Source organism: Mesorhizobium sp. USDA 4413 (assembly GCF_056280365.1).
Genome location: NZ_JBVPRP010000001.1, coordinates 5,820,570 through 5,846,353 on the forward strand (window position 1 = coordinate 5,820,570; position 25,784 = coordinate 5,846,353).

31 protein-coding genes and 1 pseudogene are annotated in these 25,784 nt (G+C 62.2%); 16 read left to right on the plus strand and 16 right to left on the minus strand.

Features of this window, described 5'->3' with window-relative positions; all coding sequences use genetic code 11:
* Positions 1-37 precede the first annotated feature (37 nt).
* The gene (locus tag ACVMIM_RS28280) at positions 38-319 is read right to left on the minus strand and encodes a hypothetical protein (protein ID WP_476115933.1); all 282 of its coding nucleotides are present in this window, start codon (positions 317-319) and stop codon (positions 38-40) included.
* An 84-nt stretch (positions 320-403) separates the two neighbouring features.
* Complete coding sequence (locus ACVMIM_RS28285; protein ID WP_476115935.1) at positions 404-625, minus strand: hypothetical protein; 222 nt, start codon at positions 623-625, stop codon at positions 404-406.
* Positions 626-708: 83 nt separating this feature from the next.
* Here ACVMIM_RS28285 and ACVMIM_RS28290 point away from each other — a divergent pair, with 83 nt between their 5' ends.
* From ACVMIM_RS28290 to ACVMIM_RS28300, 3 genes are read left to right on the plus strand one after another with little or no spacing between them, the layout of a single operon-like run.
* Positions 709-1,437, plus strand: a complete 729-nt coding sequence (locus ACVMIM_RS28290; RefSeq protein WP_476115937.1) for a DUF4142 domain-containing protein — start codon at positions 709-711, stop codon at positions 1,435-1,437.
* Between the two features lie 18 nt (positions 1,438-1,455).
* The gene (locus ACVMIM_RS28295; protein ID WP_476115938.1) at positions 1,456-2,016 is read left to right on the plus strand and encodes a hypothetical protein; all 561 of its coding nucleotides are present in this window, start codon (positions 1,456-1,458) and stop codon (positions 2,014-2,016) included.
* Between the two features lie 8 nt (positions 2,017-2,024).
* A complete protein-coding gene (locus ACVMIM_RS28300; protein WP_476115940.1) occupies positions 2,025-2,237 on the plus strand; it encodes a hypothetical protein in 213 nt (70 codons plus the stop codon).
* A 45-nt stretch (positions 2,238-2,282) separates the two neighbouring features.
* On the opposite strand, the gene ACVMIM_RS28305 is transcribed toward ACVMIM_RS28300, so the two are convergent.
* From ACVMIM_RS28305 to ACVMIM_RS28330, 6 genes are all read right to left on the minus strand, one after another.
* Positions 2,283-2,837, minus strand: coding sequence for a hypothetical protein (locus ACVMIM_RS28305; RefSeq protein WP_476115942.1), 555 nt, complete (start codon positions 2,835-2,837; stop codon positions 2,283-2,285).
* A 460-nt stretch (positions 2,838-3,297) separates the two neighbouring features.
* Complete coding sequence (locus ACVMIM_RS28310; RefSeq protein ID WP_041003373.1) at positions 3,298-3,900, minus strand: hypothetical protein; 603 nt, start codon at positions 3,898-3,900, stop codon at positions 3,298-3,300.
* A 154-nt stretch (positions 3,901-4,054) separates the two neighbouring features.
* Entirely contained in the window at positions 4,055-4,480 is a 426-nt protein-coding gene (locus tag ACVMIM_RS28315) for a hypothetical protein (protein WP_476115944.1), read from the minus strand.
* Between the two features lie 259 nt (positions 4,481-4,739).
* Complete coding sequence (locus ACVMIM_RS28320) at positions 4,740-5,090, minus strand: response regulator (RefSeq protein ID WP_476115946.1); 351 nt, start codon at positions 5,088-5,090, stop codon at positions 4,740-4,742.
* A gap of 82 nt (positions 5,091-5,172) precedes the next feature.
* On the minus strand, positions 5,173-5,427 hold the full coding sequence (locus ACVMIM_RS28325; RefSeq protein WP_476115948.1) for a hypothetical protein: 255 nt from the start codon (positions 5,425-5,427) through the stop codon (positions 5,173-5,175).
* 31 nt (positions 5,428-5,458) lie between these two features.
* Positions 5,459-6,055 (minus strand): DUF6894 family protein, encoded by a 597-nt coding sequence (locus ACVMIM_RS28330; protein WP_476115949.1) that lies wholly within the window; start codon positions 6,053-6,055, stop codon positions 5,459-5,461.
* Positions 6,056-6,139: 84 nt separating this feature from the next.
* Between ACVMIM_RS28330 and ACVMIM_RS28335 the strand changes: the two genes are divergently transcribed.
* Both ACVMIM_RS28335 and ACVMIM_RS28340 read left to right on the plus strand, forming a co-directional pair.
* Entirely contained in the window at positions 6,140-6,460 is a 321-nt protein-coding gene (locus ACVMIM_RS28335; RefSeq protein WP_476115950.1) for a hypothetical protein, read from the plus strand.
* An 86-nt stretch (positions 6,461-6,546) separates the two neighbouring features.
* Positions 6,547-6,684: a hypothetical protein gene (locus tag ACVMIM_RS28340; RefSeq protein WP_476115952.1), complete on the plus strand. Its 138-nt coding sequence runs from the start codon at positions 6,547-6,549 to the stop codon at positions 6,682-6,684.
* 369 nt (positions 6,685-7,053) lie between these two features.
* On the opposite strand, the gene ACVMIM_RS28345 is transcribed toward ACVMIM_RS28340, so the two are convergent.
* Together ACVMIM_RS28345 and ACVMIM_RS28350 are read right to left on the minus strand one after the other, a co-directional pair.
* Positions 7,054-7,317 (minus strand): DUF3606 domain-containing protein, encoded by a 264-nt coding sequence (locus tag ACVMIM_RS28345; RefSeq protein ID WP_041003365.1) that lies wholly within the window; start codon positions 7,315-7,317, stop codon positions 7,054-7,056.
* Between the two features lie 113 nt (positions 7,318-7,430).
* Positions 7,431-7,670 (minus strand): hypothetical protein, encoded by a 240-nt coding sequence (locus ACVMIM_RS28350; RefSeq protein WP_476115954.1) that lies wholly within the window; start codon positions 7,668-7,670, stop codon positions 7,431-7,433.
* Between the two features lie 180 nt (positions 7,671-7,850).
* Between ACVMIM_RS28350 and ACVMIM_RS28355 the strand changes: the two genes are divergently transcribed.
* Positions 7,851-8,636: an SDR family NAD(P)-dependent oxidoreductase gene (locus ACVMIM_RS28355; protein ID WP_041003361.1), complete on the plus strand. Its 786-nt coding sequence runs from the start codon at positions 7,851-7,853 to the stop codon at positions 8,634-8,636.
* An 81-nt stretch (positions 8,637-8,717) separates the two neighbouring features.
* Positions 8,718-9,896: a zinc-dependent alcohol dehydrogenase gene (locus ACVMIM_RS28360; protein WP_041003359.1), complete on the plus strand. Its 1,179-nt coding sequence runs from the start codon at positions 8,718-8,720 to the stop codon at positions 9,894-9,896.
* Between the two features lie 362 nt (positions 9,897-10,258).
* Here ACVMIM_RS28360 and ACVMIM_RS28365 read toward each other — a convergent pair whose 3' ends face one another.
* Positions 10,259-10,531, minus strand: coding sequence for a hypothetical protein (locus tag ACVMIM_RS28365; RefSeq protein WP_041003357.1), 273 nt, complete (start codon positions 10,529-10,531; stop codon positions 10,259-10,261).
* Positions 10,532-10,715: 184 nt separating this feature from the next.
* Between ACVMIM_RS28365 and ACVMIM_RS28370 the strand changes: the two genes are divergently transcribed.
* The 9 genes and pseudogenes from ACVMIM_RS28370 to ACVMIM_RS28410 all read left to right on the plus strand — a co-directional run bounded on the left by ACVMIM_RS28370 (position 10,716) and on the right by ACVMIM_RS28410 (position 20,156).
* Positions 10,716-11,822 carry an NAD-dependent epimerase/dehydratase family protein gene (locus tag ACVMIM_RS28370; protein ID WP_041003355.1) on the plus strand — a complete coding sequence of 369 codons (1,107 nt, stop codon included), beginning with the start codon at positions 10,716-10,718 and terminating at the stop codon, positions 11,820-11,822.
* A 32-nt stretch (positions 11,823-11,854) separates the two neighbouring features.
* Complete coding sequence (locus tag ACVMIM_RS28375; RefSeq protein WP_476115956.1) at positions 11,855-12,892, plus strand: NAD-dependent epimerase/dehydratase family protein; 1,038 nt, start codon at positions 11,855-11,857, stop codon at positions 12,890-12,892.
* Positions 12,889-14,181, plus strand: a complete 1,293-nt coding sequence (locus ACVMIM_RS28380; RefSeq protein ID WP_476117397.1) for a TIGR04295 family B12-binding domain-containing radical SAM protein — start codon at positions 12,889-12,891, stop codon at positions 14,179-14,181. Before ACVMIM_RS28375 ends, ACVMIM_RS28380 begins: the two co-directional genes overlap by 4 nt.
* Positions 14,166-15,266, plus strand: a complete 1,101-nt coding sequence (locus ACVMIM_RS28385; RefSeq protein WP_476115957.1) for a glycosyltransferase family 4 protein — start codon at positions 14,166-14,168, stop codon at positions 15,264-15,266. The genes ACVMIM_RS28380 and ACVMIM_RS28385 overlap by 16 nt, the downstream gene beginning before the upstream one ends.
* A 2-nt stretch (positions 15,267-15,268) precedes the next feature.
* Positions 15,269-16,399 carry a CgeB family protein gene (locus ACVMIM_RS28390; RefSeq protein WP_476115958.1) on the plus strand — a complete coding sequence of 377 codons (1,131 nt, stop codon included), beginning with the start codon at positions 15,269-15,271 and terminating at the stop codon, positions 16,397-16,399.
* Positions 16,396-17,490: a CgeB family protein gene (locus ACVMIM_RS28395; protein WP_041003344.1), complete on the plus strand. Its 1,095-nt coding sequence runs from the start codon at positions 16,396-16,398 to the stop codon at positions 17,488-17,490. The genes ACVMIM_RS28390 and ACVMIM_RS28395 overlap by 4 nt, the downstream gene beginning before the upstream one ends.
* A complete protein-coding gene (locus tag ACVMIM_RS28400) occupies positions 17,487-18,593 on the plus strand; it encodes a CgeB family protein (RefSeq protein ID WP_041003342.1) in 1,107 nt (368 codons plus the stop codon). Before ACVMIM_RS28395 ends, ACVMIM_RS28400 begins: the two co-directional genes overlap by 4 nt.
* A gap of 23 nt (positions 18,594-18,616) precedes the next feature.
* Positions 18,617-19,579: pseudogene (locus ACVMIM_RS28405) on the plus strand (UDP-glucuronic acid decarboxylase family protein); the annotation flags it as partial.
* 418 nt (positions 19,580-19,997) lie between these two features.
* Positions 19,998-20,156: a DUF3309 family protein gene (locus tag ACVMIM_RS28410; RefSeq protein WP_476115960.1), complete on the plus strand. Its 159-nt coding sequence runs from the start codon at positions 19,998-20,000 to the stop codon at positions 20,154-20,156.
* A gap of 194 nt (positions 20,157-20,350) precedes the next feature.
* Here ACVMIM_RS28410 and ACVMIM_RS28415 read toward each other — a convergent pair whose 3' ends face one another.
* The 5 genes from ACVMIM_RS28415 to ACVMIM_RS28435 all read right to left on the minus strand — a co-directional run bounded on the left by ACVMIM_RS28415 (position 20,351) and on the right by ACVMIM_RS28435 (position 25,705).
* Complete coding sequence (locus ACVMIM_RS28415; RefSeq protein ID WP_476115962.1) at positions 20,351-20,947, minus strand: cytochrome c oxidase subunit 3; 597 nt, start codon at positions 20,945-20,947, stop codon at positions 20,351-20,353.
* Positions 20,948-22,861: a cytochrome c oxidase subunit I gene (gene ctaD, locus ACVMIM_RS28420; RefSeq protein WP_476115963.1), complete on the minus strand. Its 1,914-nt coding sequence runs from the start codon at positions 22,859-22,861 to the stop codon at positions 20,948-20,950.
* Positions 22,858-24,114, minus strand: a complete 1,257-nt coding sequence (gene coxB, locus ACVMIM_RS28425; RefSeq protein WP_476115965.1) for a cytochrome c oxidase subunit II — start codon at positions 24,112-24,114, stop codon at positions 22,858-22,860. The genes ctaD and coxB overlap by 4 nt, the downstream gene beginning before the upstream one ends.
* Positions 24,111-25,166 (minus strand): c-type cytochrome, encoded by a 1,056-nt coding sequence (locus tag ACVMIM_RS28430; protein WP_476115967.1) that lies wholly within the window; start codon positions 25,164-25,166, stop codon positions 24,111-24,113. The genes coxB and ACVMIM_RS28430 overlap by 4 nt, the downstream gene beginning before the upstream one ends.
* An 86-nt stretch (positions 25,167-25,252) precedes the next feature.
* Positions 25,253-25,705, minus strand: a complete 453-nt coding sequence (locus ACVMIM_RS28435) for a c-type cytochrome (protein WP_476115969.1) — start codon at positions 25,703-25,705, stop codon at positions 25,253-25,255.
* Between the last annotated feature and the right edge of the window lie 79 nt (positions 25,706-25,784).

The window sequence follows — 25,784 nt, forward strand, 5'->3', positions numbered from 1 at the left end:
TGCCCCGCACGGTCCGGCTGCCTAAAGAGATGGCCCACTATGGCTGGAGCAGAGCGCCACCAAATAGCGCCCAAAGGTGTTCGCAGTCCCACGCCCTCAAGCTTGGTGTTCCTGGTTCGCCATATAAGACCATTGCACTGCGAACATCGTATCCAAGCACTGACGCATTCGCGACGAACTGGATGGCTTGTCCTAAGCTGATGGCGCTGATCCGGGTTTCGATTTTGCTGTTGAGATCGACGACGCCGAAGACCTCCGCGCTTGCACCTCTGCCGGCCAAAACAGCCGTTGAGATTGCATCGTCCAAGGCAAGGAGCATCACATAGTCCCCGCAATCCAACCCCTCCTAACTTCGACACGCGAAATTTGTTCCGTGTCGCTGACAAGAATCTTCAACTGTCGTTCAAGCGCGGCCAAGCCGCCGCGGCGTCTTGGGGCCGTCGAAGCGGCAACCTTGACAGCTTGGGTTCTCGGCCAGGGCGACGCCGCGCCGCGCGCCAGGTCGGCGAGCACGGCCGGCGATGATGACTATATGCGCAACCCGGTCGCGATCATGATGAGGGAAAATACGCAACCATATCGACCGGCTCCGAAAAGCGATCTTGAACGTGAACGGCAGCGCCATTCTCAAATCCAAACGGCTGCGATTGGAACAAAGCCCCAAGACGGTTGTTCGGCCCTATTCCATCGAGCAAAGGAGCTTGGGCCATGAACACGCGGACGCTTCTCGCATCATTGGCAATCGCTGCGACGTCGTTCGCCTTTCCGGCCGTCGCCGCCGATAACGCGCAGACCTTCGTGGACAAGGCCGCCGTCGGCGGGATGTTCGAGGTGGATTCCAGCAAGCTTGCGAAGGAAAGAGCCAAGGAGCAGCAGGTCAAGAATTTTGCGGAGAAGATGATTGCCGATCATGGCGCGGCGAATGACAAGCTGAAAAAGCTCGCCACGGAGCAGAAGTTGCAAGTGCCGGCTCAGCTCGACGCCGCGCATAAAAGCGACATTGAAAAGCTGCAGAACACCACGACAGGATTTGACCAGACTTACGTCGAGATGCAGCGCAGCGCGCATGCCGATGCGGTCGATCTTTTCCAGTCCTATGCCAAGGACGGCGACAATCCGAGCCTGAAGACGTTCGCCGCGGAGACCCTGCCGACACTGAAGATGCATCAGGACATGATCGAGAAGATCGCGGCAGCGAACGCAGGCATGCCGGCGGTCAAGTCGGCATCGACACCCAAACCGCCTGCCCCCGTTCCGGGCGCCAACAGCTTCACCGAGTCTCAGGCAAAAAACCGCATCCAAGACGCCGGCTATACCGACATCTCGCCGCTCGCCAAGGACGGCCAGGGGATCTGGCGCGGGCAGGCGAAGAAGGATGGCAAGACCATCTCCGTCGCGCTCGACTATCAGGGCAACGTCTTTGCCGGCCAGCAGTAATCATCACAGGAGCACCAGATGCAAACGATCACCGCGCTGTTCGACGATTATGACGATGCCGCCGATGCCGTCGGGGAGCTTGAGTCCATGGGCGTGCCGACATCCGATCTCAGTATCATCGCAAACAATGCCGATGGCAGACATTCCCCTGCGGCTGAAGACGCAGCCAGCGGAGCCGGCATTGGGGCCGTCGTGGGCGGCGCCGGTGGCTTGGCAACTGGTCTCGGCGCTATCGCAATACCCGGCGTCGGTCCAGTCGTGGCGGCTGGCTGGCTCGCGGCGACCGCCGCGGGCGCGGTCGCCGGTGCCGTCGTGGGTGGAGCGGCCGGCGGCATCATCGGCAGCCTGACCGATGGTGCCGATGTGTCGGAACGTGATGCCCAGATTTATGCTGAAGGCCTCCGCCGCGGCGGCACGCTGGTCACCGCCCGCGTCGAGGATGACCTCGCTCCACAGGCACAAGCGATCCTTCACGATTCGAGGTCCGTGGATATCGCCGAACGGCGGAACGAATACGAAGCGGACGGCTGGACGGGATTTGACCCGGCGGCCAGCGGTTACCGCCAGCAGAGCAAATAGGGGTCGGCGTGAAACGGGTACTGTGGCCCCTGATACTGACAGTCGTGGTCCTGCTGGCCTGCTACGGGGCGTTCATCTATGTCGAGCGAGGCTGGCCAACGGCCCCGCTGAAGCGGACGCCCGAGCAGAACCAGGGTGGCAACGCACCGCAGGATACGTCTCCGGCGGCCGGCATAAAGAAGAACCCGCAGGACAGCAACAAAATGCCAGGCAATCAATGAGCGTCAGGCGAGCGAGTGCGTTCGCCTGATCGTCTGGCGGCCTGCTCATCCGCGTTCGACGAATTTGTTGAAACGGCTGGGCACGCCTTCCGCAGTGATGTCCTGATGCACGAAGGCAAGTTCGTTGTCGTCCAGTATGGTGAAGAACTCTTCCCATTCGATGGGTTCCAGATCGTCTTCCTGATCACCGAAGTCCACTCGCAGCATCGCGCCCTTCGCCGCGGTCCGCGCGACCGCGGGTCTGCCTTGGCGGGCTTCTATCCACGCGCGGATCACCTCGTGATTTGTGGTTTTCAGTGGCTCGCTCATGGGGAATCCTTTCGACTCTGAATCTCCTTCCGCTCTCGCCAGCGAATAAAACTCAATTCTTGTCCGGCTCGCTCGTTCCCGCGGTCTCGCCAAAAACCCTTCGCGGCGGGCATCGACGGGCAAGACAAGGCTCAAACGAGCCTGGATGTCGCGGCTCATCATGCGTCGGCGGCCGGCCACAAAGCCGTTGGCCGGAGCAGACTTTTTCAGGGTTCGAAAACTTTGTGAGCGCCTATCCCCTCGAGCTTGTTGCCTCGAAGCAATCAGAAATTCCTCTATCGTTTCGCCCACCTGCCTTGGTGCCTCCGGGCGCAGTCTTGCACCACCGAGGGAACCAACAGCCGACCTGCTGGTTCGGACGGCATTCAGCGGAGCCTTGCCATGCCAATGCAGCCGAAATTGTCGTCGATACCCTGATTGACTGGAACGTCCAGGCCGTGATGGGCCTGCCAGGCGACGGCATCAAGGCGTCATGGGAGGCGCTGCGGAAAAGCGCGATCAGGTTTTCCACATGCGCCATGAGGGTCCGCTGCATTCGAGCACAACAGGCCGGGTAGCCGGGAACCCTTGGGAAGGATTTCAGATGTCTCGAAGGTTTACGTGGGCCGCGGCCGTGGTACTCGTGCTTATACTTGTCGCCGTCTGGGCTTGGACGGCTCGAGACTCCAGGCACCCGCCCGGCCAGCAGCCTCCGCCTCACGCGATCAACCAGAACGGCTGATGACGGGCCTCGACGCGACCGCAGGCTTGCTCAGCGCGTTGCCGTCTCGCCCGCTTTGTTTCGCCGCGCCTTGGGAGGAACCAGCCGGCCGGACGCGGCTCGCAAACCCCTGAAAAACTCTTCCACATAAGGCAAGAGCTCGAACAGCAGAATCACCGTCATCACCGTTCCAATATACCCCACGGGCAGTGGCTGCTCCTTCCAGGCGAGGTCAAACCGAGCCTTCTCAGGCCCAAATCCGAACAGCGCCAGGAACTGGCCCCAGTGCAACGAAACCACGCTGACAAGGCCCATCAGCGGGATCATTTCCAGAAAGCTGTGCACATGCTGTTCGATGGGAGTTACGGTGCGCGCGGTGGTCGCGTAACGCACATCCCATAGGGCGGTGGCCTCGTGGACAACGAACATGATCATCATCACGGCGATGATCAGTGCATTGATCTCCAAGAACATCGCCGCGAGCAAAGGAATGCCTACCTCGGCGAACATCAGCAGATGGATCAGCGATTCCTTCGCGCCGGTCGTCGATTCGATGTGCGTCGCGCGGTGGCAGAGCCAATCCGCAATTCCGGCAAGCAGCCAGACGGGCAATACGAAGTACATCAGTATCAGCACCATTGGATCGCTCAGCATTGAGCCGCGCTCCAGCTCTGATCTTTCCGTGCTGCCACGTCTTCTAGGACATCCCTCATGTGAACTCGCATTCACGCAAACACCGCCGGGGCCGAACTCCGCCCCGGCAATCGGATGCCGAGCGAGTTCAGGTGCTGCCGACAGCTCGCTTCAATCAGTGCGCAAAGCGGCTTCTCAGCCAGCCAAGCAGACGATTACCGGTGATGATCCTGCGGATGCGCTGAGCAGCCCAACCTGCCTGCATGGTTGCGCCGGCATGGCAGCTGCAGACGATTTCATGCAACTGCCAATCGGACAGCTCAAAGAAACGTCTGGCTTCCCCGTAGGTGTCGGATCGCAAGCCCGACGCCCTGAGCAGCGGGTCCTCAAAGGCAACCGTGAGCGGGGATCCTGCCGCACGGGCTTCCTCGCGCATCCCTGGGTAAAGATATTCAGTGCCGGTGAGCGCGGCGAGACAGCGCAGCGGATTGCGGTCGAGCAGTTCTGCCCACCTCTCAATCTTTTCAGTCCGCGTGGCGAGCGGCACCAACGGGTTAATATCAGCGACTGTGTGCAATTGGTCGAGCGTTTGGTGTTTCATAGTAGGCTCCCATCCATCCTTCCGTGACCGGTTAATTCTAGCGAGAGGTCGGCGGGCCCGCGCCCGAGGGACCAAAGCGCGGGCCGATCAGTGTTGCCCACCGATCTTCGGCAGACGTCCAGCAGCGGCGCCTGCACAGCACTGAACTGACGGCCATCCCGAATGTTCCGAAGGAAGACCGAATACCGCGCATTTGGCGGCCGTCGCGGGAAGCGGCGGCGTGTCGGACCGAGGCGTGGTCGGAAATTCGACTTGGATCTTAGGCTCGAGCTCGACTTTCGATCATCCGATTTGCAAGCCTGACCAGATCCTGGATCGCCGCCGGCTTCGGCAGGTATGGCGCGTCGTGAAAGGCGGGTGCCTGAAATTCAGGGTCGTAGCCCGAATGCACCACGAAGGGCACACTCAGTGCTTTGAGAAGGCTGGCGGCAACGCCGCGCTGGCCGTCCAGCAATTGTATGTCGATTATGGCCAAATCCGGCCGGTGATCGGCCAGCCATGTCTGGGCTGCCCGGTCGGAGGCCACGCAGGCGACTTCGAAACCGCCGTCCATCAATCCATTCGCTACGTCCGAAGCAATCAGATACTCGTCTTCCACGATCAGAGCCAAGGGCGACCTCATTTCTGCCTCCTAGCGTTCACTGCTTGTTGCGGTCTGGAGGCGAAGGTTCCTCGTTGGCGCTGGCCCTCGTCTAAGCCTTGCGGCGTCGCGCTTTGAGACCTTGCCGGGCGGGGAACCGAAGCACTTCCCCTTGCAGCGCCCCGTCGACATTGCCGACCGGGTTGGGACCGGCCTGAACCGGGCCGCTCTCCCGGGGCTGGTGGAGCATGACCACGCCTGGCATAGCCAATGCGAGGCGCGACCTGAGCAGGCAGGCAAGCTTTGGGTGCAACCCGTCGCCTTTGGGAGCCGCCATCGCGTCCAGCGAGAGGAAGGGGAGCATCATTTTTCCTTTCTTAGGCTGTGCGGCGCGGTCCTCATTCCGCCGCCGCCTTTACGCGCCTTGCCTCATTGAAGTCGACCGACGACACGATCTTGCCGCTTCCGTCGCGGACGCGGACAGCCCAGCCCTCTTGCCCGCCTTCGGTCCTGTCGTCCAACAGATCGATTGCCGAACGCAATGCCTCGTCATGCACGGCCTCCAGGCTCGCCAACTCCACCCCCTGGAGCTGGCGCACGCTGTTGTTGTCGCGATACTCGAATGTGAACGGACCCCGCGGCTTATCCGCAGGTCCACCGATGTCGCGATAGCTGTCCGGCCCGGATAGCTCGTCTGTATTGCCGAAAGCCGCACACTGGACCATCATTTCTTTGGCGCAGCCGACGAGGGCGGCTTTGTCAAGCGTCAGGCGCGGATCGGATATCGCCATTGTGACGGCAATCTTTTCGCCGCCCTCGCCGAGAAATTCGACCACCGTGCCTTCCGGCCCGGCATGTACTTCAGTTCCGAGAACCTGCATTGCTGCCTCGTCGTCTTCGCATCGGTGAAGATTAAAGCTGGCCCAATCGGAAAGGTTCCGGGTCCAATACGGCTCGTCCTCCGCGATGGGTGCCATGCCGAAAACGCGCGCCACGTCGTGGCGGCATTCTTCTTCACCTCCGACGGCCTTGTTGGAACAGCAGGGCCGAACAGATGTTTGGTTGCGAAGGAGCTATCCATGATCTCGCCGAGCAAGCGAACATCTGCCGAAGACCGAGGCCAAATCCAGGCGGGCATGACCGAAGACAAGACGCCCGGGTTCGATCCGGCGGCCGCGCCCCAGGAGACGGATGCCGAGGCCGGTGACGGCGCCAATCCAACTGGCCCCGCGACACGCCATGAAGCGAAGTTCACCAACCAGGCGAGCTTCGCCAATGCAATGCGCCGCCCGGATAATGCGTCCGGCCTTAATCCTGGAAGGAGAGGGCCTGTTTTGGTGGTCGCGGCTGCCGTGGTTCTCGCGGCCGCCGTGTTCCTGCTTGCCGCGCTGCTCGGGTAGCTTCCGTGCCGGCGCCTCGTCAACGGACGTGGCGTTCCAACGCTGAAACATCGTCTTCCGTTCAACAGCCCAGGAGGTGATTTTTGATGTCAACGTTGAAAAAGCTCCTTCGCCATCTGTGGCAACGGAAAATCCAACCGACGGCTGCCCCGTCTCCGGTCGATGCGATCGTGCGGTTGTTGCGCGAAGCAAAGGACCAGGAGTTGCGCGGCGGCAAAGGGTAGAAATTTCGATCCTTTCGCGTCCTGCCGTTCGGAACAACGGCCCACCGGGCAAGTTGGGGGCGCTCCAACGGTTGCTGGAACAACGCACGGTGACGGCGCGAAAGATAGACAAGGGCAGACATGAGCGCACATCGGCTGCGGCGCGCGCGTTGGTTGAAGCAGAACGACTGACGCGCCAAGCAAAGACGGCTCGACTGCGGGAACAGCGTCTGGCGGCGACGCCGCCAACAGAGGCGCCCTCGCCCGCAAAACCGCCACCTGACGCGACTAGACCCAAGCCGCCAATGAAGAAGCGAAAAACAACCGATATCAGCTAGCATATAGCTCCGGCTCGGTGCTGCCGCATCCTGACAAAATGGCGGGAAGAGATCAGTGCGGCCGGGTCGTCTTGCCCAGATGCATCGGCGTGGCCTGCTGGCGTGCCTGCCTTGTCACTTGGTCAGCCCCGCCGACATCTTGATCGCCGGACTCCTTCAGTGCCTTGGCAGCCTCGGTCAAAGTGGCGCGATCGTCCCCATGTTCAGCAATGAGCCGCTTTACCTGCTCGACAGCGAGCCCGTTCTGGCGGGCGAAATGCTCGATCTCGTGGTCTTGCTCGACTGCGTCTCGTGATTTGCCTGTGCTGTTCGCCACCTCGGATCCTCCTCGAAATGCATCGACGGAAGAGCAACGCCTTCCAGCGCCATTTGTTGCCACTACGCGGGAAGCAGGCCTTACACGGGCTGACGTGATCGAGTTTACGAAAACTAGTCCCCGGCCGCTGGATCGTCAGACCCGGTCTCGACCTCATCAAATATGTGTTCGTGGACAATACCCAGGATTTGCAGCCTCACCGCCTCACGCGCCTCGGGCTGAATAAACGGCATTAGGAGGTCGACCGTCTCCACGACCCGTCGTGGCAGATCGGCGCTGCGGTCGGTCAAACGGCTTCCATGGTCGTAAATGTTTTCAGTCAGCTTTTTATCCAGATCCGAGAAAGTGCCCATCGCTATCGCTCCGAACGTGACGTCGGAACGGCCGGATCCTAAAAATGGTTCCGTGCTTCGGGAGCACTACTGGTTTCGCCGCTGCAATGTTCGCCGGGCCCGCCAGATCACAAAACGCCCGGAACAATCGCACGCGTCGCATGTTCGGCCAGACCATTCTTGAACGGCTGGAGGAACCAAATGAATAACGGGAAGCTCGCGGTCGTGACCGGCGCCTCCAGCGGCATTGGCAAGGAACTCGCCAAACTATGCGCGAAGGACGGATACGACTTGGTGATTGCCGCTGACGAACCGGCGATAGAGCCGGCCGCGGAGGCGCTGCGGTCGCACAATGTCGCAGTCGAAGCCGTCGAAGCCGATCTCGCGACCGAGCAAGGCGCCAACGCATTGATCACGCAGGTTGGCGACCGCGATATCGACCTTCTGTTGCTCAACGCCGGGCGCGGCCTGGGCAGAGGTTTCGTCGACCAGGACTGGGTCAAGGCTCGCCGCGTGATCGATACCAATATCACCGGCACCGTCTATCTGGCGCATCGGCTCGGCCAACAGATGGTTCGTCGCGGCAGGGGCCGGATCCTGTTTACAGGCTCCATCGCCGGCTTCATGCCCGGCACTTTCCAGGCCGTCTACAACGGCACCAAGGCCTTCATCGATTCCTTCGCCATCGCACTGGGCCATGAGCTGAAGGACAGCGGTGTGACCGTGACGCTGCTGATGCCCGGCGCGACGCAGACCCGCTTCTTCGAGCGCGCCGACATGTTGGATACCGAAGTGGGGACGCAGGAGAAGGACAATCCCGCCGACGTGGCCAAAGATGGCTATGAAGCAATGATGGCTGGAGAAGCACAGGTCGTCAGCGGTTTGGCGAACAAGCTGCAGGCCGCCGCCGCCCACGTCACGCCGGCCGGCACCCTGGCCGAACAGCATCGCAAGATGGCAGAGCCGGGCTCCGCGAACAACGCGTGAGACGGGCGAAGCCTGCGGAACATTCGAGACAGGCGCAAGTTCGGCCAGCGATCCGGCAACATCCCAGTCGAGGACAGTCCGATGAAAGCACTGACGTGGCACGGCAAAGGCGACATCCGGTGCGACGCGGTCGCCGATCCATCGATCGAGGACGATCGCGACGTCATCATCAAGGTCACATGCTGTGCCATCTGCGGCTCGGACCTGCACCTCATGGACGGCTATATGCCGACGATGAAATCGGGCGACGTGCTGGGTCACGAAACGATGGGCGAAGTGGTGGAGGTCGGCCGTGGCCACACCAAGTTCAAAAAAGGCGATCGTATTGTCGTGCCCTTCAACATCTCGTGCGGCGAATGCTGGTTCTGCCAGAAGGGCTTGTTTTCGCTCTGCGATCGTTCCAACCCCAATGCCGAGCAGGCGGCAAAGGTGATGGGCCAGTCGCCCGCCGGGCTGTTCGGCTATTCGCATCTCGTCGGAGGCTACTGGGGCGGTCAGGCAGAGTACCTGCGTGTGCCGTTCGCCGATGTCGGCCCGATCAAGGTGCCTGACGGACTGGACGACGAGCAGGTGCTTTTTCTGTCCGATATCTTCCCGACCGGTTATATGGCGGCAGAAAATGCCAACATCCAGGAGGGCGACACCGTCGCCATATGGGGCTGCGGACCGGTCGGCCAGTTCGCGATCCAGAGCGCGTGGATGCTCGGTGCTGGCCGGGTGATCGCCATCGACAAGGTGCCGGAGCGGCTTGCCATGGCGCGCGACCACGGCAAGGCGGAGACACTCGATTTCAGCACCTCCGATATCTACGACGCCCTAATGGACATGACCGAGGGGCGTGGACCGGACAGTTGCATCGACTGCGTCGGTACCGAGGCGAACGCCGGCGGCAGCTTCGATTCCATGGTCGATAAGGTCAAGGCCACTGTCTATCTCGGCACGGACCGGCCGCATGTGCTGCGCGAGACGATCTATTGCTGCCGCAAGGGCGGCACCATCTCGGTGCCCGGCGTCTACATCGGCCTTGTCGACCATATCCCATTCGGCGCGGCGATGAACAAAGGGCTCACATTCCGCATGGGGCAGACCCATACCCAGCGCTATCTCGAGCCGCTCCTGCAGAAGGTGCAGGGCGGCGATATCGACCCCTCCTTCGTTATCACCCACCGCGCCGGCCTTGAGGCCGGACCCGATCTATACAGGAAATTCCGCGACAAGCAGGATGGCTGCGTCAAAGTGGTGATGCGCCCCCACGGCTGACATATCGCCTCTCGGCCAAATCCGCATGGGCGCCGCGTCGTCCGATCCACACACGGAGATTTGCCATGGCTCGACCGAAAAGTACATCCAAGCCGGCTGTCAGAACGCCCAATGCAGAAGGCCTGCCGCGCCCCCGTCGCGACGCAAGAGACAGCGATGCCGGTGCAAAACCGGTGGCTCCGAAAAACGCCGGCGCTGCCGAGAAGCCGTATTCCTCGCAGCTCGACAGCAGGGTTGCCGATCGGAATGCCGGGCGCAGGCACGAAGCCGGTGCGACGCCGCGGCCGACAGACAAGCCGTTGGATTGAGGCGCGGCGCCGGCCGCCGCTCCAGCGCGCTCACATGGCTCCGCTGGCGCCTGGTCAGCTTTTTGCGCCGCGCTCGACGAATTTGTTGAAACGGCTTTCTCCTCCGCTTTCGGCCTTGTCCTGGTGAAGGAAAGCCAGATCGTTCTCGTCGAAGATCCTGAAGAACTCATCCCACTCGATCGGCTCGAGCGCTTCTTCCGGTTCGCCGAAATCGATGCGCAGGATGCCACCCTTGCCTTTGGTGCGGACCACGGCGGGATGGCCATCCCTTTCCTCCACCCATTTACGGATTTCGTCGTGATTGGTGGTCGTCTTCGCCTCGGACATGGCTTTTCCTTTCTCGCAGCGGGACCGACGCGGCCCTAACAGCGCGCAAAGGGCAATGTTCCAACCGATCGGCAGTCCGACAGCGGATTGTCACGCGCATTGCGGGAGGAACTTTGTTGAAGCAGGGAACAAACCTTTTGGCCCGCAGTTCGGGAGCCCAACGCCAAATCCGCAAGGAGTTCTCGTGAAACGTGTACTGGTTACGGGGGGCTGCGGTTTCATCGGCCGGCATGTCGCCCAGGAGCTCATCGAACATAACTATGAAGTGCGTATCCTGGACGTGCTTCTGGATCAGGTACATGGCAGCGAGGCCATCAGCATCCCAGCTGGCGTCGAGTTGATAAAAGGTGATGTGCGCGACGCAGGAGCAATGGCCGAAGCCGTTTCGGGTATCGACGCCGTCATCCATCTCGCTGCCGAGGTCGGCGTCGGCCAATCCATGTACGAGATCGCTCGCTACGTCGGCACCAACGATCTCGGCACCGCGACCCTGCTCGAGGCGTTGATCAAGAAACCGGTCGAACGGATCGTCGTCGCGTCCTCGATGAGCATCTACGGCGAAGGCCTCTATGAGACACCGGACGGGCGGCGCATCGACGATGCCCGCCGCAAGCCAAGCGATATCAGGAACGGCCAGTGGAACCTGTTGTCGGCCGCGGGCGAAAGCCTGTCGCCGATTCCGACGGACGAGGAGAAGCGGCCTGACCTCGCCTCGATCTATGCGTTGACCAAATATGCGCAGGAGCGTGCGGTGCTGATCTTCGGTCAGGCTTATGATGCGGATGCGGTGGCATTGCGCCTGTTCAACGTCTTCGGCGCCGGACAGGCGCTCGCCAATCCCTACACCGGCGTGCTCGCCAACTTCGCCTCGCGCCTTGCCAACGGGAAGCGGCCGATGGTCTTCGAGGACGGCAAGCAAAAGCGCGACTTCGTCCATGTGCAAGACGTTGCCCGCGCCTTCCGTCTGGCATTGGAGCAACGCCAGGCAGCCGGCCACGCCATCAACATCGGCAGCGGGCGGTCCTACGCGATCAGCGACGTCGCCCGCCTGCTCGCCGAGGCGATGGGCGTGCCGAAGCGGCCGCCCGAAATCCTCGGCAAGGCGCGCTCCGGCGACATCCGCAACTGCTTCGCCGACATCGGCAAGGCGCGCGAGCTGCTCGGCTTCGAGCCGAGCCGCCGGCTGGAGGACTCGCTTGGCGAATTCGCGGCGTGGGTTCGCAACAGCGTCGCCATCGACCGCGGCGCCGATATGAAGCGCGAGCTTGAAGAGCGAGGGCTGGTGTCATGAGCCAACGGCATCGGAACCTTCGCAACCCGCCTGTGGCGATTGTCGGCGGCAGCGGCTTCATAGGCTCCAATCTGGCTGACAGCCTGCTGTCGGACGGCGAGCCGGTGCTGGTCATCGACAATTTCAGCCGTCCCGGCGTCGAACAGAACCTCGAATGGCTGGCGCAAAAGCACGGCAGCCGGCTCACCGTGGAAACCGTTGATATCCGCGACGGGAGCGGCCTGGCCTCAGCCCTGGCGCCGGCCAAGGCGATCTTCCACCTGGCGGCCCAGACCGCCGTGACCACGAGCCTGGTCGATCCTGCACAAGACCTCGACATCAATCTCAAAGGCACGTTCAACGTGCTCGAAGCGGCGCGACGGGTGAACGCGCCGGTAGTCTTCGCCAGCACCAACAAAGTCTATGGCAGCTTGCCCCAGATCGCGGTACGCGAGGCCGCCGATCGTTACATTCCCTGCGACGAAGCCATCCGCGCCAATGGCGTGGACGAGACGATCGGCCTCGATTTCTGCACGCCCTATGGCTGTTCCAAGGGCGCTGCGGACCAGTATGTCCTCGACTACGCCAAGTCCTACGGCCTGCCGACGGCGGTGCTGCGCATGAGCTGCATCTACGGCCCCCGCCAGTTCGGCACCGAGGACCAGGGCTGGGTTGCGCATTTCCTGCTCAGCACGCTGGACGGCCGGCCGATCACGATCTACGGCGACGGCAAGCAGGTGCGCGACATCCTGCACGTATCGGACGCCGTTGCCGCCTATCGCGGCGTGCTCGCGAGGATCGAAGACCTCAAAGGCCAAGCCTTCAACCTCGGCGGTGGACCGCACAACGCCGTCAGCCTGCGCGCGCTATTGTCGGAGATCGCCGCCATGACAGGTCGCGACATCACACTCCGCCACGACCTCCAACGGACCGGTGATCAGCCCTTCTTCGTCGCCGATACCCGCAAGCTAGAGGCCGCGCTGGGCTGGCGGGCGCGCGTCCCATGGCGCGAGGGTATTTGCGACCTCGCCGAATGGCTGCGCCGGCACCGTGTACAGCCCCGCCCCGAAGTCGCGAGGTATGTCGCATGAAAGTCGCACTGGTCAACCCGCGCTGGACATACGAGCACAGCATCTATTTCGGATGCCGGCAGCCGCATCTGCCGCTGGAGCTTGGCTACTGCAAAGCGCTGCTGGAAGCCAACCGCCACGAGGTGCTGATGCTGGATGGACAGCTGCAGGATCTCGACAACGCCGCGCTCGCCGAGCGAGTGGCCGCGTTCGGGGCGAACATGACCGTGGTGACCTCGGCGCCTACTTACCTGTTCTGGCGCTGCGCGCCCCCGGAGTTGCGGGTGCCGGCAGAGTTCCTCAAGCATCTCGCCGGACGCGGTGGCCGCACCGTGGCCGTCGGGCCGCATGGCTCGGCAACTCCTGCCCCCACCCTGCGCAAGCTTGGCGTCGACATCGTCGTGCGAGGCGAATGCGAGGAAGTGGTGGCCGAGCTTGCCGGGTGCGATGACTGGAGCGCCGTCCCCCACACGGCATGGTTGGACGGCGACGCGCCGGCCAGCAACGGAGGCGTCGCAGTCAGCCGCTTCGTAGACCACCCGGCGCTTCATTGGCCGTCAGACTGGATTGCCGCCCATGCACATCATCATCATCGGTTCGATGCAAACCAGAAGGGCTTCGGCGCGGAAGTAGAGGCGTCCCGAGGCTGCCCATACAATTGCAGCTTCTGCGCTAAAATCGATTTTCGCGATACATACCGGCGCAGGAACCATGACGCCATCATTGCCGAGATTGACGGCCTGATCGCGCAAGGCGTCGGCTACGTTTATTTCATCGACGAGATTTTCCTGCCGCAGAAGGCGCTGCTCGAGGCGTTGATCGGCCGCGACCTCCAATTCGGTGTCCAGACCCGCATCGACCTTTGGAAACCGGAGTTGCTCGAGTTGCTGGGCGAGGCCGGCTGTGTTTCGATCGAAGCAGGCCTCGAAAGCCTGACCGTCGAAGGCCGCGAGATGCTGGCCAAGCGCTGCCGGCTGGGCACGGAGGAACTGGCCGCGCTGCTGGTTGATGCCCGGCGTCACGTTCCCTTCGTCCAAGCCAATCTGATCGGCGTGGTCGAGGACGACCCGGCGTTGGTCGATTATTGGCGCAAGCATCTCATCGACAACGGCGTCTGGGCCAACGAACCGGTGCCGCTCTATCCCTACCCGAGCTCGCCCAGTTACCGCGAGCTATGGGGCGAGCCCGACGATCTCGCGTGGGAGCGCGCGCATGAGCATTACCTCGCCTCGTTTCGGACATTCAGCGACATCCAGGACCAGCGTCCGCGCGCGCTGGCCGAGTTGGAGTACTCATGCTGCAATCGCTGATCCATCGCCCAAGGCGTATCCTGATGACCACCGACGCCGTCGGCGGAGTTTGGCGCTATTCGCTCGATCTGGCACGCGAGCTTGTTACCGGCGGTGACACTGTCCTGCTGGCCGGGCTGGGACCGCGGCCTTCAGCGGAACAGGTCCGGGAAGCGCAATCGTTCGCCTCGCTCGCATGGCTTGAAACCCCGCCGGACTGGATGACGCACGACGAGAGCGCTCTCGATCGGTTTCCCGGAGAATTGCGGACCATCGCAACAGCCTTCGCTGCGGATCTTGTTCATCTCAACGCACCGGCTCAGGCGGCCAGGGTCGATCTACCCTGCCCCCTCGTAGTGGTCTCGCATTCGTGCGTCGTGACGTGGTTGCGTGCTGTGCGCGGCCAAGACGTGGCGGGCGACTGGGCGTGGCAGAAGGATCGCAACAGGGCTGGATTCGACCGTGCCGGGGTAGTCGTCGCACCCAGCCGCAGCCACGCCGCCATGCTTGAGTCCTGCTATGGAGCGATCTCGCGCCTGAGCGTCATCCACAACGGCGCCCTGCCTGGCCCAGCGGATTCGCGCCGCGAATCGTTCGCTTTCGCCGCCGCCCGCTGGTGGGACGAAGGCAAGAACGCCAAGGTGCTCGATGCCGCCGCCGCGATCACCGAATGGCCGATTTACGCCGCCGGCCCGCTCGACAGTGGGGATGGACAGAGGATTTGCCTCGATCATTGCGTCACGCTTGGCCCGGTCGGCCACGCCGAGGCGCGGCGGCTGATGGCGCGGGCCAGCATTTTCGTTTCGCCCTCTATCTACGAGCCTTTCGGACTTGCCGCTTTGGAGGCTGCGCTCTCGGGTGCGCCCTTGGTGCTCGCCGACATTGCGACCTATCGCGAGATCTGGGACGGCGTGGCCATGTTCTTCGACATGCACGATCCTTACGCACTTGCCCAATGCATTTCCCACCTCGCCCGCGATGCGGACCTGCGGCGCCAATTCGGCCGGCGCGCCGCTCGGCGCGCGCGTCAACTTTCGCTGCAGGCTCAGGCAGCGGCGATGCGCGAAATCTACGATCGGGCGGCGATGGCCGTCGCGGGGGACTGACCATGCGGTTCGTGTTCTATACCCACTCCGTCGTTTCCGACTGGAACCATGGCAATGCGCATTTCCAGCGCGGCGTCATGCGGGAACTTATCGCGAGCGGACATCACGCATTCGCGCTCGAGCCCGCGGACGGATGGAGCCGATCGAACCTGCTGGCCGAGAAAGGCCCCTTCGCGATCGAACGCTTCCGAAAGGATTTTCCCGAGCTGATACCGGTGACTTACGACGCGTCCTTCGATCATGAGGCCTGGATCGCGAACGCGGATGTGGTGATCGTCCATGAATGGACCGATCCAGATCTTGTCGCCCGTATCGGCCGGGCCAAGCTCAACGGCGGCAATTTCACGCTGCTGTTCCACGATACGCATCATCGCGCCGTATCGGCCACGCAGTGGATCTCGGCACTGAACCTTGAGCATTATGACGGCGTCTTGTTGTTCGGCGAGGCGTTGCGGGAGAGCTATCTTCGCGCCGGCTGGGGCAAACGGGCTTTCACCTGGCACGAAGCAGCCGACGACCGTTTGTTTAGGCCGCAGCTCGATGTCGAGCCTCAATCGGATCTGGTCTGGATCGGCAACTGGGGCGATGACGAACGCAGCGCCGAAATCGATCAGTTCCTGATAGAGCCGGCCCGCGGGCTTGGCCTGTCGGGCACCGTCCACGGGGTGCGCTATCCAGCGGAGGCGCTTGCCGCGCTTGCAGACGCCGGGTTACGGCACGAAGGCTGGATCGCCAATTCCGATGTCCCGAAGACCTTCGCGCAGCATCGTGTGACGGTGCACATTCCGCGCCGGCCTTACCGCGAACACCTGCCCGGCATTCCGACGATCCGCATGTTCGAGGCGTTGGCCTGCGGCATTCCCCTGATCTCGGCACCCTGGTCTGACGTAGAAGGGCTGTTCCGCCCCGGCAAAGATTTCCTGTTTGCCCGCGACGGCGCCGAAATGCGTCGGCACCTGCGCGATGTGCTGCATGACGCCGAACTTGCAAAGGCGTTGGCGGTGGCCGGACTGGAAACCATTCTCGCCCGGCACACCTGCCGGCACCGCGTGGACGAACTGTTCGACATACTCGCCGCATGCGGCAATCGCGCTGCGGTCGACAGCACGACAGCAAAGGAGGCTGCCGCATGAAAATCGCCTTTTACGGATCCAGCCTGTTATCATCCTACTGGAACGGCGCCGCCACCTATTATCGGGGCCTGCTGAAGGCGCTTTCCCGGCATGGCTATGACATCGTCTTTTATGAGCCGGATGCCTTCGATCGTCAGAACCATCGCGATATTGACGTTCCCGACTGGTGCGACGTCGTCGTCTACGAGGCGACGCCGAATGCGCTGATGCAGGTCGCGTCCCGCGCCGCGCAGGCCGATATCGTCGTCAAGGCGAGCGGCGTCGGCTTCGAAGACGAGGCCCTGTTGCGCGCCGTGCTCGACCACTCCCGCAGCGACGCGCTGACGGTGTTCTGGGACGTTGACGCCCCGGCAACTCTTAATGAACTGCGGAACGACTCCGATCATCCTCTCCATGAGGCCCTGCAGAGAATCGGCCTCGTGCTGACCTATGGCGGCGGCGATCCCGTCGTATGGGATTACCGGGCGCTTGGCGCGGCCGAATGCGTGCCGATCTACAACGCACTCGACCCAGAGACACATTTCCCCGTCGCCCGAGAACCCCGCTTCGCCTGCGATCTCGCTTTTCTCGGCAATCGCCTGCCGGACCGCGAAGCGCGCGTGGAGGCCTTTTTCCTCGATCCCGCCAGCGCCCTGGAGGACCAGAAATTCCTGCTCGGAGGATCGGGGTGGGGCGACAAGCCGTTGCCTGCGAATGTTTCCTGGCTCGGTCATGTCGGCACGCGAGATCACAATGCGTTCAACGTCACGCCGAAGGCGGTGCTGAATATCAGCCGCGACAGCATGGCCAGCAACGGATTTTCGCCAGCAACGCGGGTGTTTGAGGCGGCCGGCGCGGGCGCATGCCTGATAACGGACGCCTGGGCCGGCATCGAGTTGTTCCTGACGCCGGGCGAGGAAATCCTGGTGGCGCGGGACGGCGCCGACGTTGTCGAAATCATGCGCACGCTTACGCCGGAGCGCGCGATGGGAATCGGCGCGGCGGCGCTTCGGCGCGTTCTTGCCGAACACACCTACACATTGAGGGCCGAGCTGGTTGACGCCATCTTCAAGGCTCATTTCGAGCGCCGGACCGTGGAGGCTGCGGAATGACGAAGCCGCTCGACATCGTTTTCCTCGGTCTGTCGTTGTCCTCTTCCTGGGGCAACGGCCATGCGACAACCTTCCGCGGGCTGCTGCGAGCGCTCAACAAGCTCGGCCATCGCGTCACATTCCTGGAGCGCGACGTGCCCTGGTATGCGCATCATCGCGACCTGCGCGATCCCGATTTCTGCGATTTGCGCTATTACGACACGGTCGAGGAACTCCGCCGCAACCATCAGCGAGATCTTCGACTTGCCGATGTCGTAGTCATCGGTTCGTTCGTACCTGAAGGCAAAGCGATCATCGACGATCTCGCGTCCTTGTGCACCGGGCAATTCTGCTTCTACGACATCGACACTCCGGTGACGCTGGCAAGGGTCGCCGAAGACAACTGCGACTACCTCGCGCGTCGGCAGATCCCCTATTTCGACGTCTATTTCTCCTTCACGGGGGGACCGACCCTCGAACGCCTGAAGCTTGAATTCGGCGCGCGCCGGGCGGAGCCGCTCTACTGCTCGGTCGACCCCGAGCGGCACCATCGGATCGGAAGCAAGATCGAATGGGATCTGGGCTATCTCGGTACCTACAGCGCGGACCGGCAGCCAATGCTGGAAGCGCTGCTGATCGAGCCAGCCCGCAGGCTGCCGCAGCGACGGTTCGCGGTTGCCGGTTCGCAATACCCGTCCGAGATCGCCTGGCCTTCCAACGTCGAGCGAATCGAGCACCTGCCACCCGGCGATCATGCAGCCTTCTACAGCAGGCAGCGCTACACGCTGAACCTGACACGCACCTCGATGATCTCAGCCGGATGGTCGCCCAGCGTGCGGCTCTTCGAAGCCGCGGCGTGCAGAACGCCGATCATCAGCGACCGCTGGCCCGGCCTGGAAAGTTTCTTTCCGGCCTCGGCAATCCAGACGGCCGCGAGCGCGGAAGATGTGACGGAAATCCTTCTGAAACAGTCGGACCGCGCCAGGCTCAATATGGCCAGGCAGGCTTGTTCGCTGGTCCTCGACGGCCACACCGGAGATGCTCGGGCACGTGAGTTCACGTCAGTGCTCGTGCAGCCACAGACACGTCCCTTGCTCGATCTGGACGTCGAAAGTGCAGCATGACAGGCATACAGGAGAACGTAGAGATGCGGCGTTCAAGAACGGTTCAACAGACACGGACGGTGCTTGTCGCCGGCGGTGCCGGTTTCCTCGGTTCGCACCTATGCGAGGCCCTGTTTGGCGATGGCCATCGCGTGATCTGTGTCGACAACTTTCTTACCGGGCGTATGGAAAACATCACCCCCCTTATCGGCCAATCGCGGTTTCGGCTGATCGAGCAGGATATCTGCACTCCGCTCGAGCTCGGTGAGCCGGTCGACCATATCTTTAACCTGGCATGCGCGGCGTCCCCGCCCCGGTACCAAGCCGATCCGGTTCACACGACCCGCACCTGCGTGATCGGAACGCTCAACCTGCTTGAGCTTGCGGTGCGCGACGGCGCGCGGTTCTTGCAGGCCTCGACAAGCGAAATCTATGGCGATCCCGAACAGCATCCGCAGCGCGAGGATTACCTTGGCCATGTGAACTGCACCGGCCCGCGCGCCTGCTATGACGAAGGCAAGCGCGCCGCAGAGACGCTTTGCTTCGATTATCTGCGGGCCGAGATGGCCGATGTGCGTGTCGCCCGTATCTTCAACACTTACGGCCCGAGAATGGACCCTGCCGATGGCCGCATCGTCTCGAATCTGGTTATGCAGGCACTTGAAAAGCGGCCGTTGACGATATTCGGCGACGGCCGACAAACGCGATCCTTCTGCTACGTCACCGATCTGGTAGATGGCCTGCTGCGGCTCATGAACATCGAGCCCAATCCACGCCAGCCGGTCAATCTTGGCAATCCCGGAGAATTCACCATCCTCGAATTGGCCGACCTGGTGAGGGAACTGACCGGCACCAGGTCGCCCATGAAATTCCTGCCTCTGCCGCAAGACGATCCTCGCCGGCGACGCCCCGACATAGCGCGTGCGAAAACGCTTCTCGGCTGGTCGCCCAAGGTGCCGCTCAGGCAGGGCCTGCTGCAGACTATCGTTTACTTCGCCGATCTTGACGACACGGCGACGGTGCCGCCGGTCGAATCTGCCAAGTCGGGGACGGGCAGATCTGGACCTCTCAGCTCCAACGATGCGGATCCGGCGAACGTTCTTTTCGCTCGAGCGGAACATCCGACCAAGGTTCTGGTTGGACCTGACAACCAGTTAGGAGAACATAACCGTGCAGTCGAAGCGATCAGCCAAGGACATCGACCAGATGGCGGCCGCGGAAACCGCCGCCTTCCTGCGACGAGCCTCCATCACGTATCTCGAATGCTGCGTCAGTCTGATGATGACGCATCTCCAGCGCGAGGAAGTCGCCAGCATCCTCGAACAGGAAGCTGACATGCTGCGCAAGCTGGACTGAGGCCTCGGCACTGTTCCATTTTTCGCGACTGCCGGGCCGGTATTGCGCAAACCAGGAAGGAGAGCCGATATGGGTCTCGGTACAATTCTCATTATCATTCTTATCTTGGTGCTGATCGGCGCGATGCCGGCTTGGCCGTATTCGGCGGGCTGGGGCTACGGCCCTTCAGGCCTCGTCGGCGTCATACTTATCATCCTGGTGATCCTGGTTCTAATGGGCAGGATTTGAGGGGCCGGATAGCCCGGCCACACTTGGTCGATGTCTCTGTCGAAACGCGAATCCCGCCCTGCCTGAACGCTTCCGGATGACAAAGTCCTATCGCACGAGGGCGGTCACGGATGGGGGGCATCAGCGCGCCAAGCATGCTGCCGAAGCAAGCGCTCCGAGCAATTGCACCTTGCCGATGCGTAGAACGACCCGCATCAGAGCCTCGGCAGCCAGTAGAGCACCGCGTAGAGCGGCAGCCACGACAGCACGACAAAATACCAGTAGAAAGCATTGTCCTCGGCGTCGCTGAAGCGTTTGCCCGTTCCGTGCCTGGTGAACATCAGCACGGCCAGGACGAGTGTGTCGGCGACGTCCGTCAGCACGTGCACGCCATGCAGGCCGAGCAGAAGCCAGACAAAAGAGCCGTACGCGTTGTCGCTCCAGAGTACCGGCAAGGCGGAGAACTCCATGACGCGCAGTCCGATAAGCACAAAGCCGATCACGCTCATGACCAGCAACAGCACACGGACCGACCGCAGGCTCTCCCGCATAGCCGCTCGCCTTATCAAGAAGTTCGGCAGCGCGCTGACAACAAGGACGAGCGTGAAGAGCGCGGACCAGACCAAACTCAAGGGAACCGCGTCCTTCGGCCAATGCGTGTTGGTGACGGCCAGGTAAAGGTAACCCCCAATGCCAAGGGCAAAGCCAGTTCCCTCCAGCAGACAAAATGAGAAGGTCCCCCACCAGGGAGTGACACGCGAGCCGAAGGCATAGGTCGGCAAATCGGAGACATCGATGACGCTGCGGGCCATCTAAACGTTTTCCTCGGTGGTTTTCGGCCAGAACCAGGCGACCAGCACAATGGCGACGACAGGCGAGCCCCAGGTAATCGCCCACGGTGTGTAGATCGAACCGATGAAGGCGACGGCGGTAGCGAGCGCCGCCAGAAAGGGCCAGATCGACGGCGCCGGAGATTCCTCGCGAATGTCAGGCCGAGCCTCGGTGATGCTGGTCACGACCAGTTCGCGCTCATCAACCTTGAGACCGCCGACCACCGCCTTATCGCCGCCCTGATCCCAGAGCGGCGAGCGGCATGTGATGTAGGGAATGCGGTCGAAATTCTGGGGCTGGGGCGGCGAGCTGGTCGCCCATTCCAGCGTTTCGGCATCCCAGGGATTGTCGCCGGCAAAGGAACCCGAGCGGGCGCTGACGACCATATTCCAGAGCATGAGCAGAAAGCTTGCAAAGAACAGCAGCGCACCGGCGCTGGCGAGCAGGTTAAGCCCGCCCCAACCCATCTCCGCGGGATAGGTGTAAACCCTGCGCGGCATGCCGTGCAGGCCAAGCAGATGCATCGGAAAGAAGGCGGTGTTGAAGCCGATGAAGGCGAGCGCGAACTGCCATTTGCCGACCCGCTCATCCATCAGCCGACCCGTCACCTTCGGGAACCAGTAGTAGACCGCCGCGACAAGCGGAAAGAGAGTGCCGCCGATAAGCACGTAGTGGAAATGGGCGACGACGAAATAGGTGTCGTGCACTTGCGTATCGATCGGGACCGATGCCAGCATCACGCCCGAGAGGCCGCCGGCGACAAAGATGAAGAAGAAACCGAGCACGAAGATCAGCGGCGTCTTGAGCACCGGCTTGCCATCCCAGAGCGTCGCGATCCAGCAGAATATCTGGACGCCGTTCGGAATTGCGATCGCCATGCTGGAGGCGGTGAAGAAGGCGGCGCCCACCTCGGGCAGGCCGGTCACGAACATGTGGTGAACCCACAAACCGAAGGACAGAAAGCCGATTGCGATCAGCGACAGCACCATCGGCAAATAGCCGAAGACCGGCCGCCTGGAGAATGTTGCCACGATCGCCGACACGAAGGCGGTTCCAGGCAGGAAGATGATGTATACTTCGGGGTGGCCAAAGAACCAGAAAAGGTGCTGCCAAAGCAGCGGATCCCCGCCCGCATCGGCATTGAAAAACTGCGTGCCTACCAGCCGGTCCATGATCAGCATCGACGAGGCGAGCATGACCGCCGGCATAGCGAAAATGATGATGAAGGAATGGACAAGCATGGTCCATACGAAGAGCGGAATGCGGTCAAGCGTCATGCCCGGCGCGCGCTGCTTCAGGACCGTGACGACGATCTCCACCGACACCGCGAGCGCGGCGACTTCGGTAAAAGTGATCATCTGCGCCCAATAATCGGGCCCCTTGCCTGGAGTGAAATCCAGGCTTGCGAGCGGGACGTAGGAGAACCAGCCGACATCCGGGCGAATGCTCAATGCGAAGCCACCCCACAACATCAGGCCGCCGAACAGGTAGACGTAGTAGGAGAAGGCGTTGAGGCGCGGGAAGGCGATGTTGCGGGTGCCGACCATGAGCGGCACCAGATAGACGGCGAACGCCTCGCCAACCGGCACGCCGAACAGGAACATCATCGTTGTGCCGTGCATGGTGAAAAGCTGGTTGTAGAGCTCGGCGTCGACGAGGTGGCTGTCCGGCCGCGCGAGCTGCAGCCGCATGATGATCGCCATGATGCCGCCGGCCAACAGGAAGGCGAAGGCAGTCACGGCATACCGGATGCCAATGATCTTGTGATCGACCGTCGAGAGAACGCCGATCAGACCGCGCGCCGTGCCCCAGGTCTTGCTCAGCCTCGCGCGCAGTTCCTCGTCACCCAGATCGGTGTCACGGGTCTCGTGACGTTCTTGGGCCGCCGGGCTCATTGCGAACTCTCCGAAAGAGCGGCGGATTGAGACGATCTCGCGGAAGCAAGAACGCTTTGTCTTGGAAGATGCGCCATCGGCTTTGCCGGTGCGGCTTGATTGGCGCGCCAGCGTTCGAATTGGTTCGGCTCCATTGCCACCACGAAGATCGCCATATGCGCATGCTGCTGGCCGCAGAATTCGGCACACTGGCCGCGATATGTGCCTGGCTTGTCGGCTTCAATACGGAGCTCGTTGCTTTTGCCGGGAATGAGATCGAGCTTGCCGGCGAGGCTCGGTATCCAGAAAGAGTGGATGACATCGGCTGTGGCGAGCTTGATGTCGACCGGGCTGCCGACCGGAATGCGAATCTCGTTTGCCGTCTCGAAGCCGTCGTTTCCTTCATACCGGACCTGCCACCACCACTGGTGCCCTATAACGGAGATCGTCAGCGCCGCGCCTGCCCCGCTCCTGAAAACCGCCTTTTGTCCGCCGAAGCTGAGCACGGTCAAGCCTGAGAGAATGATGGTGCTCGACCCCAACATAGCAGCAAAGGCAGCCTTCATTGCTGGTTTGACGGCTGGATGGGCCTCGGCAGGCTCGCCGCGACTGCCGCGCCTGTGCACAAGCGCGAGCAGCAGCCCCGTCATGGTGACGAGCCAGACGACGCCGAGTACTGCCGTGAAGGTCCAGAACAGAACGGCCAGAGCGTCGGCCTGGCTGCCATGCGGATCGAGGACCGACTGCGTGTCGGTGCAGCCCGAGACGAGAATGCAGGCTGCAGCACCGACGAGACCGGGTAACGCCGCCGCTCCCCCTTCGGAGACTTTCGGAAACGGAGAAAGCGGGACATTCGGAACTCTCCAGTTCCGTTCCGTGTTGTTGGGTCGATCCGAGGCCGAGGAAGCCGAGCCGTGAGTCTCAGACGCGACATGAGGATTTTCCGTGAGCCCGGATTTTACATCGGGGCATTCCTCGCCTTCTGCCTGGTCGGTGGCGTTCTTCTGTTTTGCGGCATCTATGCGCCATAACGTCGGCGGATGCCGGGAGTGATCGCCCGCCCCGAAATTCTGCATCTCGTGAGCCTGCCAGAAATCCATGCAGCGTGGTTCACCCGGAGGAGGACGCTTCAGCCGGCTGTCCGCCTTACGCGGCCGTCTGTGCGCATTCGGAACTGGCAGCAAGGGATAAAGTTCCTTGGAGCTGATCCCGACCTGTCCGTGCAGCATCGGCCCTTTTTGCTTTGGATTCCACGAGCCGCGCATCCCGGTCATTGAGGAGCTTCGGAACGCTTTGAGAAAAAGGCCGATACGGCCGTTATATCGTCGTCCGTGAGGCGTTGCGCCGCGGTCGCCATGATACGCCAAAATCGCGTACCGCCGCGGGTCTCGGACCGGAACAGCTTCAGTTGCCGTTCGAGGTAAGCGGCGTGCTGGCCGTCAAGGCGCGGATAGAGCGGATTCTTGTCGGAGCCGATGTGGCAGCCGGAACAGGCAGGTACGTTCCGCTCCGGAATTCCGGCTTCCGCGATTTGCCGTCCCCTGCCGATCACCTCCGCCGAAGCTCGATCAGGGTCCACCGGTGACGGCGGCAGCGCAGCAAAATGCCGGGCAAGCGCAGCCAGGTCGGAGGGGTCAACGCCGGTCACCGGCAGAGCCATGAAGCCGCTCGTGCGATCGCCTCTGGCATAGGCTTGGAGACTGGCGAGCAGATAGGCTTCCTTCTGCCCGGCGAGAGCGGGTACGAGACCACCCCTGCCCTCGCCGTTGCCGCCGTGACAGCGCGTGCAGTCGGCGAGTGCCGCCGGGGCGGTAGGTTGCGATCCGTCTAAGGCAAGTTCCCGAAATCCATTTGCATCGAGTTTCGGAAGCTTACGCAGGAAGGCAACCATGGCCCAGACCTCGTCATCCCGGTCGCGGGCCGGCCAGGCGGGCATGCCCGTGAAACGTATTCCATGTTTGACGATCCTAAACAGCTGAGCGTCGGTCCAGTCTCCGACCGTGAGCACAAGGTCCGGCGGCTGCGGAAGCATCCGCATCACCGCCGGTGAGCGGGGCTCACCTGGTTCGCCGTGGCAAATCGCGCAACCCCGGGCAAAATGGCCGGCTGCCGCCCGAAGGCCCCTGCTGTCGAGCGTTTTCGGGGCGTCCACGGCCAATGCATAAGTGCGCACGGCCGAACGCATGGCGAGTTGGAGGAACCAGGCGGTCACCTTCCAATGACCACTGCTGGCACCGACGTTGAAGAAGCCGATCCATGCCCCAAGCAATATGACGACAGGCAAACCGACAGCGCCGAACACGACATGCTTCAGGCGGATCATCATCGGCTGGTTTGCCACGCGAACGACGTCATCTTCTTCCGCCGCAGCACTGGACGGCTTTGCCCCTGGATCAGCACGAGAACCGCGCATCACTGCAAGGCTTTCAAATATCGCGCGAGCATCCGGATTTCGATTTGCGGCAGCATATCGAATGCCGGCATTTTCACGCCAGGCTTGAGCAGATCAGGCCGAGCGATGAATCGCGCAATCGCTTCCTCCGTATTGGGCAGAATGCCTGCACCGATCGCTGTTCGCGACCCGAGGTGGGAAAGGTCGGGGCCTATCGTTCCATGGGCATCGGTGCCTCTTATGGTGTGGCATGCGCCGCAACCGTTGCGCAGGAACAGCGAAAGCCCACCGCCCGGCGGGTCTTGAGGTGCGGCTACGTTCGAGAATTGCGGCGCAGCCAAACTCACCGACGCGATTGGAGGTTTGACGACCTCCGTCCGTTGATGCCCGAGTTCCTCAGCTGCGGCCCAGCAGCTGCCCTTGGCAAGAAACCAAAATGCGCAGCCCACCAGAAGGCCGGTGTTTGCGGACATGACAACGCTCCCGCGCCTTAACTTCGCAAGATGGGCGAGGTTCCATCGCCCGCACGCCCGCCCTTCTTCGAAAGCGCTG

Excerpts from the sequence above, each read along its gene's own strand:
- ACVMIM_RS28400 (WP_041003342.1), top strand. The coding sequence starts at position 17,487 with ATGACGAAGCCGCTCGACATCGTTTTCCTCGGTCTGTCGTTGTCCTCT.
- ACVMIM_RS28315 (WP_476115944.1), bottom strand. The coding sequence starts at position 4,480 with ATGAAACACCAAACGCTCGACCAATTGCACACAGTCGCTGATATTAAC.
- ACVMIM_RS28310 (WP_041003373.1), bottom strand. The coding sequence starts at position 3,900 with ATGCTGAGCGATCCAATGGTGCTGATACTGATGTACTTCGTATTGCCC.
- ACVMIM_RS28290 (WP_476115937.1), top strand. The coding sequence starts at position 709 with ATGAACACGCGGACGCTTCTCGCATCATTGGCAATCGCTGCGACGTCG.
- ACVMIM_RS28335 (WP_476115950.1), top strand. The coding sequence starts at position 6,140 with ATGATCTCGCCGAGCAAGCGAACATCTGCCGAAGACCGAGGCCAAATC.
- ACVMIM_RS28410 (WP_476115960.1), top strand. The coding sequence starts at position 19,998 with ATGGGTCTCGGTACAATTCTCATTATCATTCTTATCTTGGTGCTGATC.
- ACVMIM_RS28350 (WP_476115954.1), bottom strand. The coding sequence starts at position 7,670 with ATGGGCACTTTCTCGGATCTGGATAAAAAGCTGACTGAAAACATTTAC.
- ACVMIM_RS28435 (WP_476115969.1), bottom strand. The coding sequence starts at position 25,705 with ATGTCCGCAAACACCGGCCTTCTGGTGGGCTGCGCATTTTGGTTTCTT.
- ACVMIM_RS28280 (WP_476115933.1), bottom strand. The coding sequence starts at position 319 with ATGCTCCTTGCCTTGGACGATGCAATCTCAACGGCTGTTTTGGCCGGC.
- ACVMIM_RS28415 (WP_476115962.1), bottom strand. The coding sequence starts at position 20,947 with ATGGCCCGCAGCGTCATCGATGTCTCCGATTTGCCGACCTATGCCTTC.
- ACVMIM_RS28430 (WP_476115967.1), bottom strand. The coding sequence starts at position 25,166 with ATGATGATCCGCCTGAAGCATGTCGTGTTCGGCGCTGTCGGTTTGCCT.
- ACVMIM_RS28385 (WP_476115957.1), top strand. The coding sequence starts at position 14,166 with ATGCTGCAATCGCTGATCCATCGCCCAAGGCGTATCCTGATGACCACC.
- ACVMIM_RS28395 (WP_041003344.1), top strand. The coding sequence starts at position 16,396 with ATGAAAATCGCCTTTTACGGATCCAGCCTGTTATCATCCTACTGGAAC.
- ACVMIM_RS28340 (WP_476115952.1), top strand. The coding sequence starts at position 6,547 with ATGTCAACGTTGAAAAAGCTCCTTCGCCATCTGTGGCAACGGAAAATC.
- ACVMIM_RS28380 (WP_476117397.1), top strand. The coding sequence starts at position 12,889 with ATGAAAGTCGCACTGGTCAACCCGCGCTGGACATACGAGCACAGCATC.
- coxB (WP_476115965.1), bottom strand. The coding sequence starts at position 24,114 with ATGACCGGGATGCGCGGCTCGTGGAATCCAAAGCAAAAAGGGCCGATG.
- ACVMIM_RS28355 (WP_041003361.1), top strand. The coding sequence starts at position 7,851 with ATGAATAACGGGAAGCTCGCGGTCGTGACCGGCGCCTCCAGCGGCATT.
- ACVMIM_RS28365 (WP_041003357.1), bottom strand. The coding sequence starts at position 10,531 with ATGTCCGAGGCGAAGACGACCACCAATCACGACGAAATCCGTAAATGG.
- ACVMIM_RS28285 (WP_476115935.1), bottom strand. The coding sequence starts at position 625 with ATGGCGCTGCCGTTCACGTTCAAGATCGCTTTTCGGAGCCGGTCGATA.
- ACVMIM_RS28360 (WP_041003359.1), top strand. The coding sequence starts at position 8,718 with ATGAAAGCACTGACGTGGCACGGCAAAGGCGACATCCGGTGCGACGCG.
- ACVMIM_RS28295 (WP_476115938.1), top strand. The coding sequence starts at position 1,456 with ATGCAAACGATCACCGCGCTGTTCGACGATTATGACGATGCCGCCGAT.
- ACVMIM_RS28390 (WP_476115958.1), top strand. The coding sequence starts at position 15,269 with ATGCGGTTCGTGTTCTATACCCACTCCGTCGTTTCCGACTGGAACCAT.
- ctaD (WP_476115963.1), bottom strand. The coding sequence starts at position 22,861 with ATGAGCCCGGCGGCCCAAGAACGTCACGAGACCCGTGACACCGATCTG.
- ACVMIM_RS28325 (WP_476115948.1), bottom strand. The coding sequence starts at position 5,427 with ATGATGCTCCCCTTCCTCTCGCTGGACGCGATGGCGGCTCCCAAAGGC.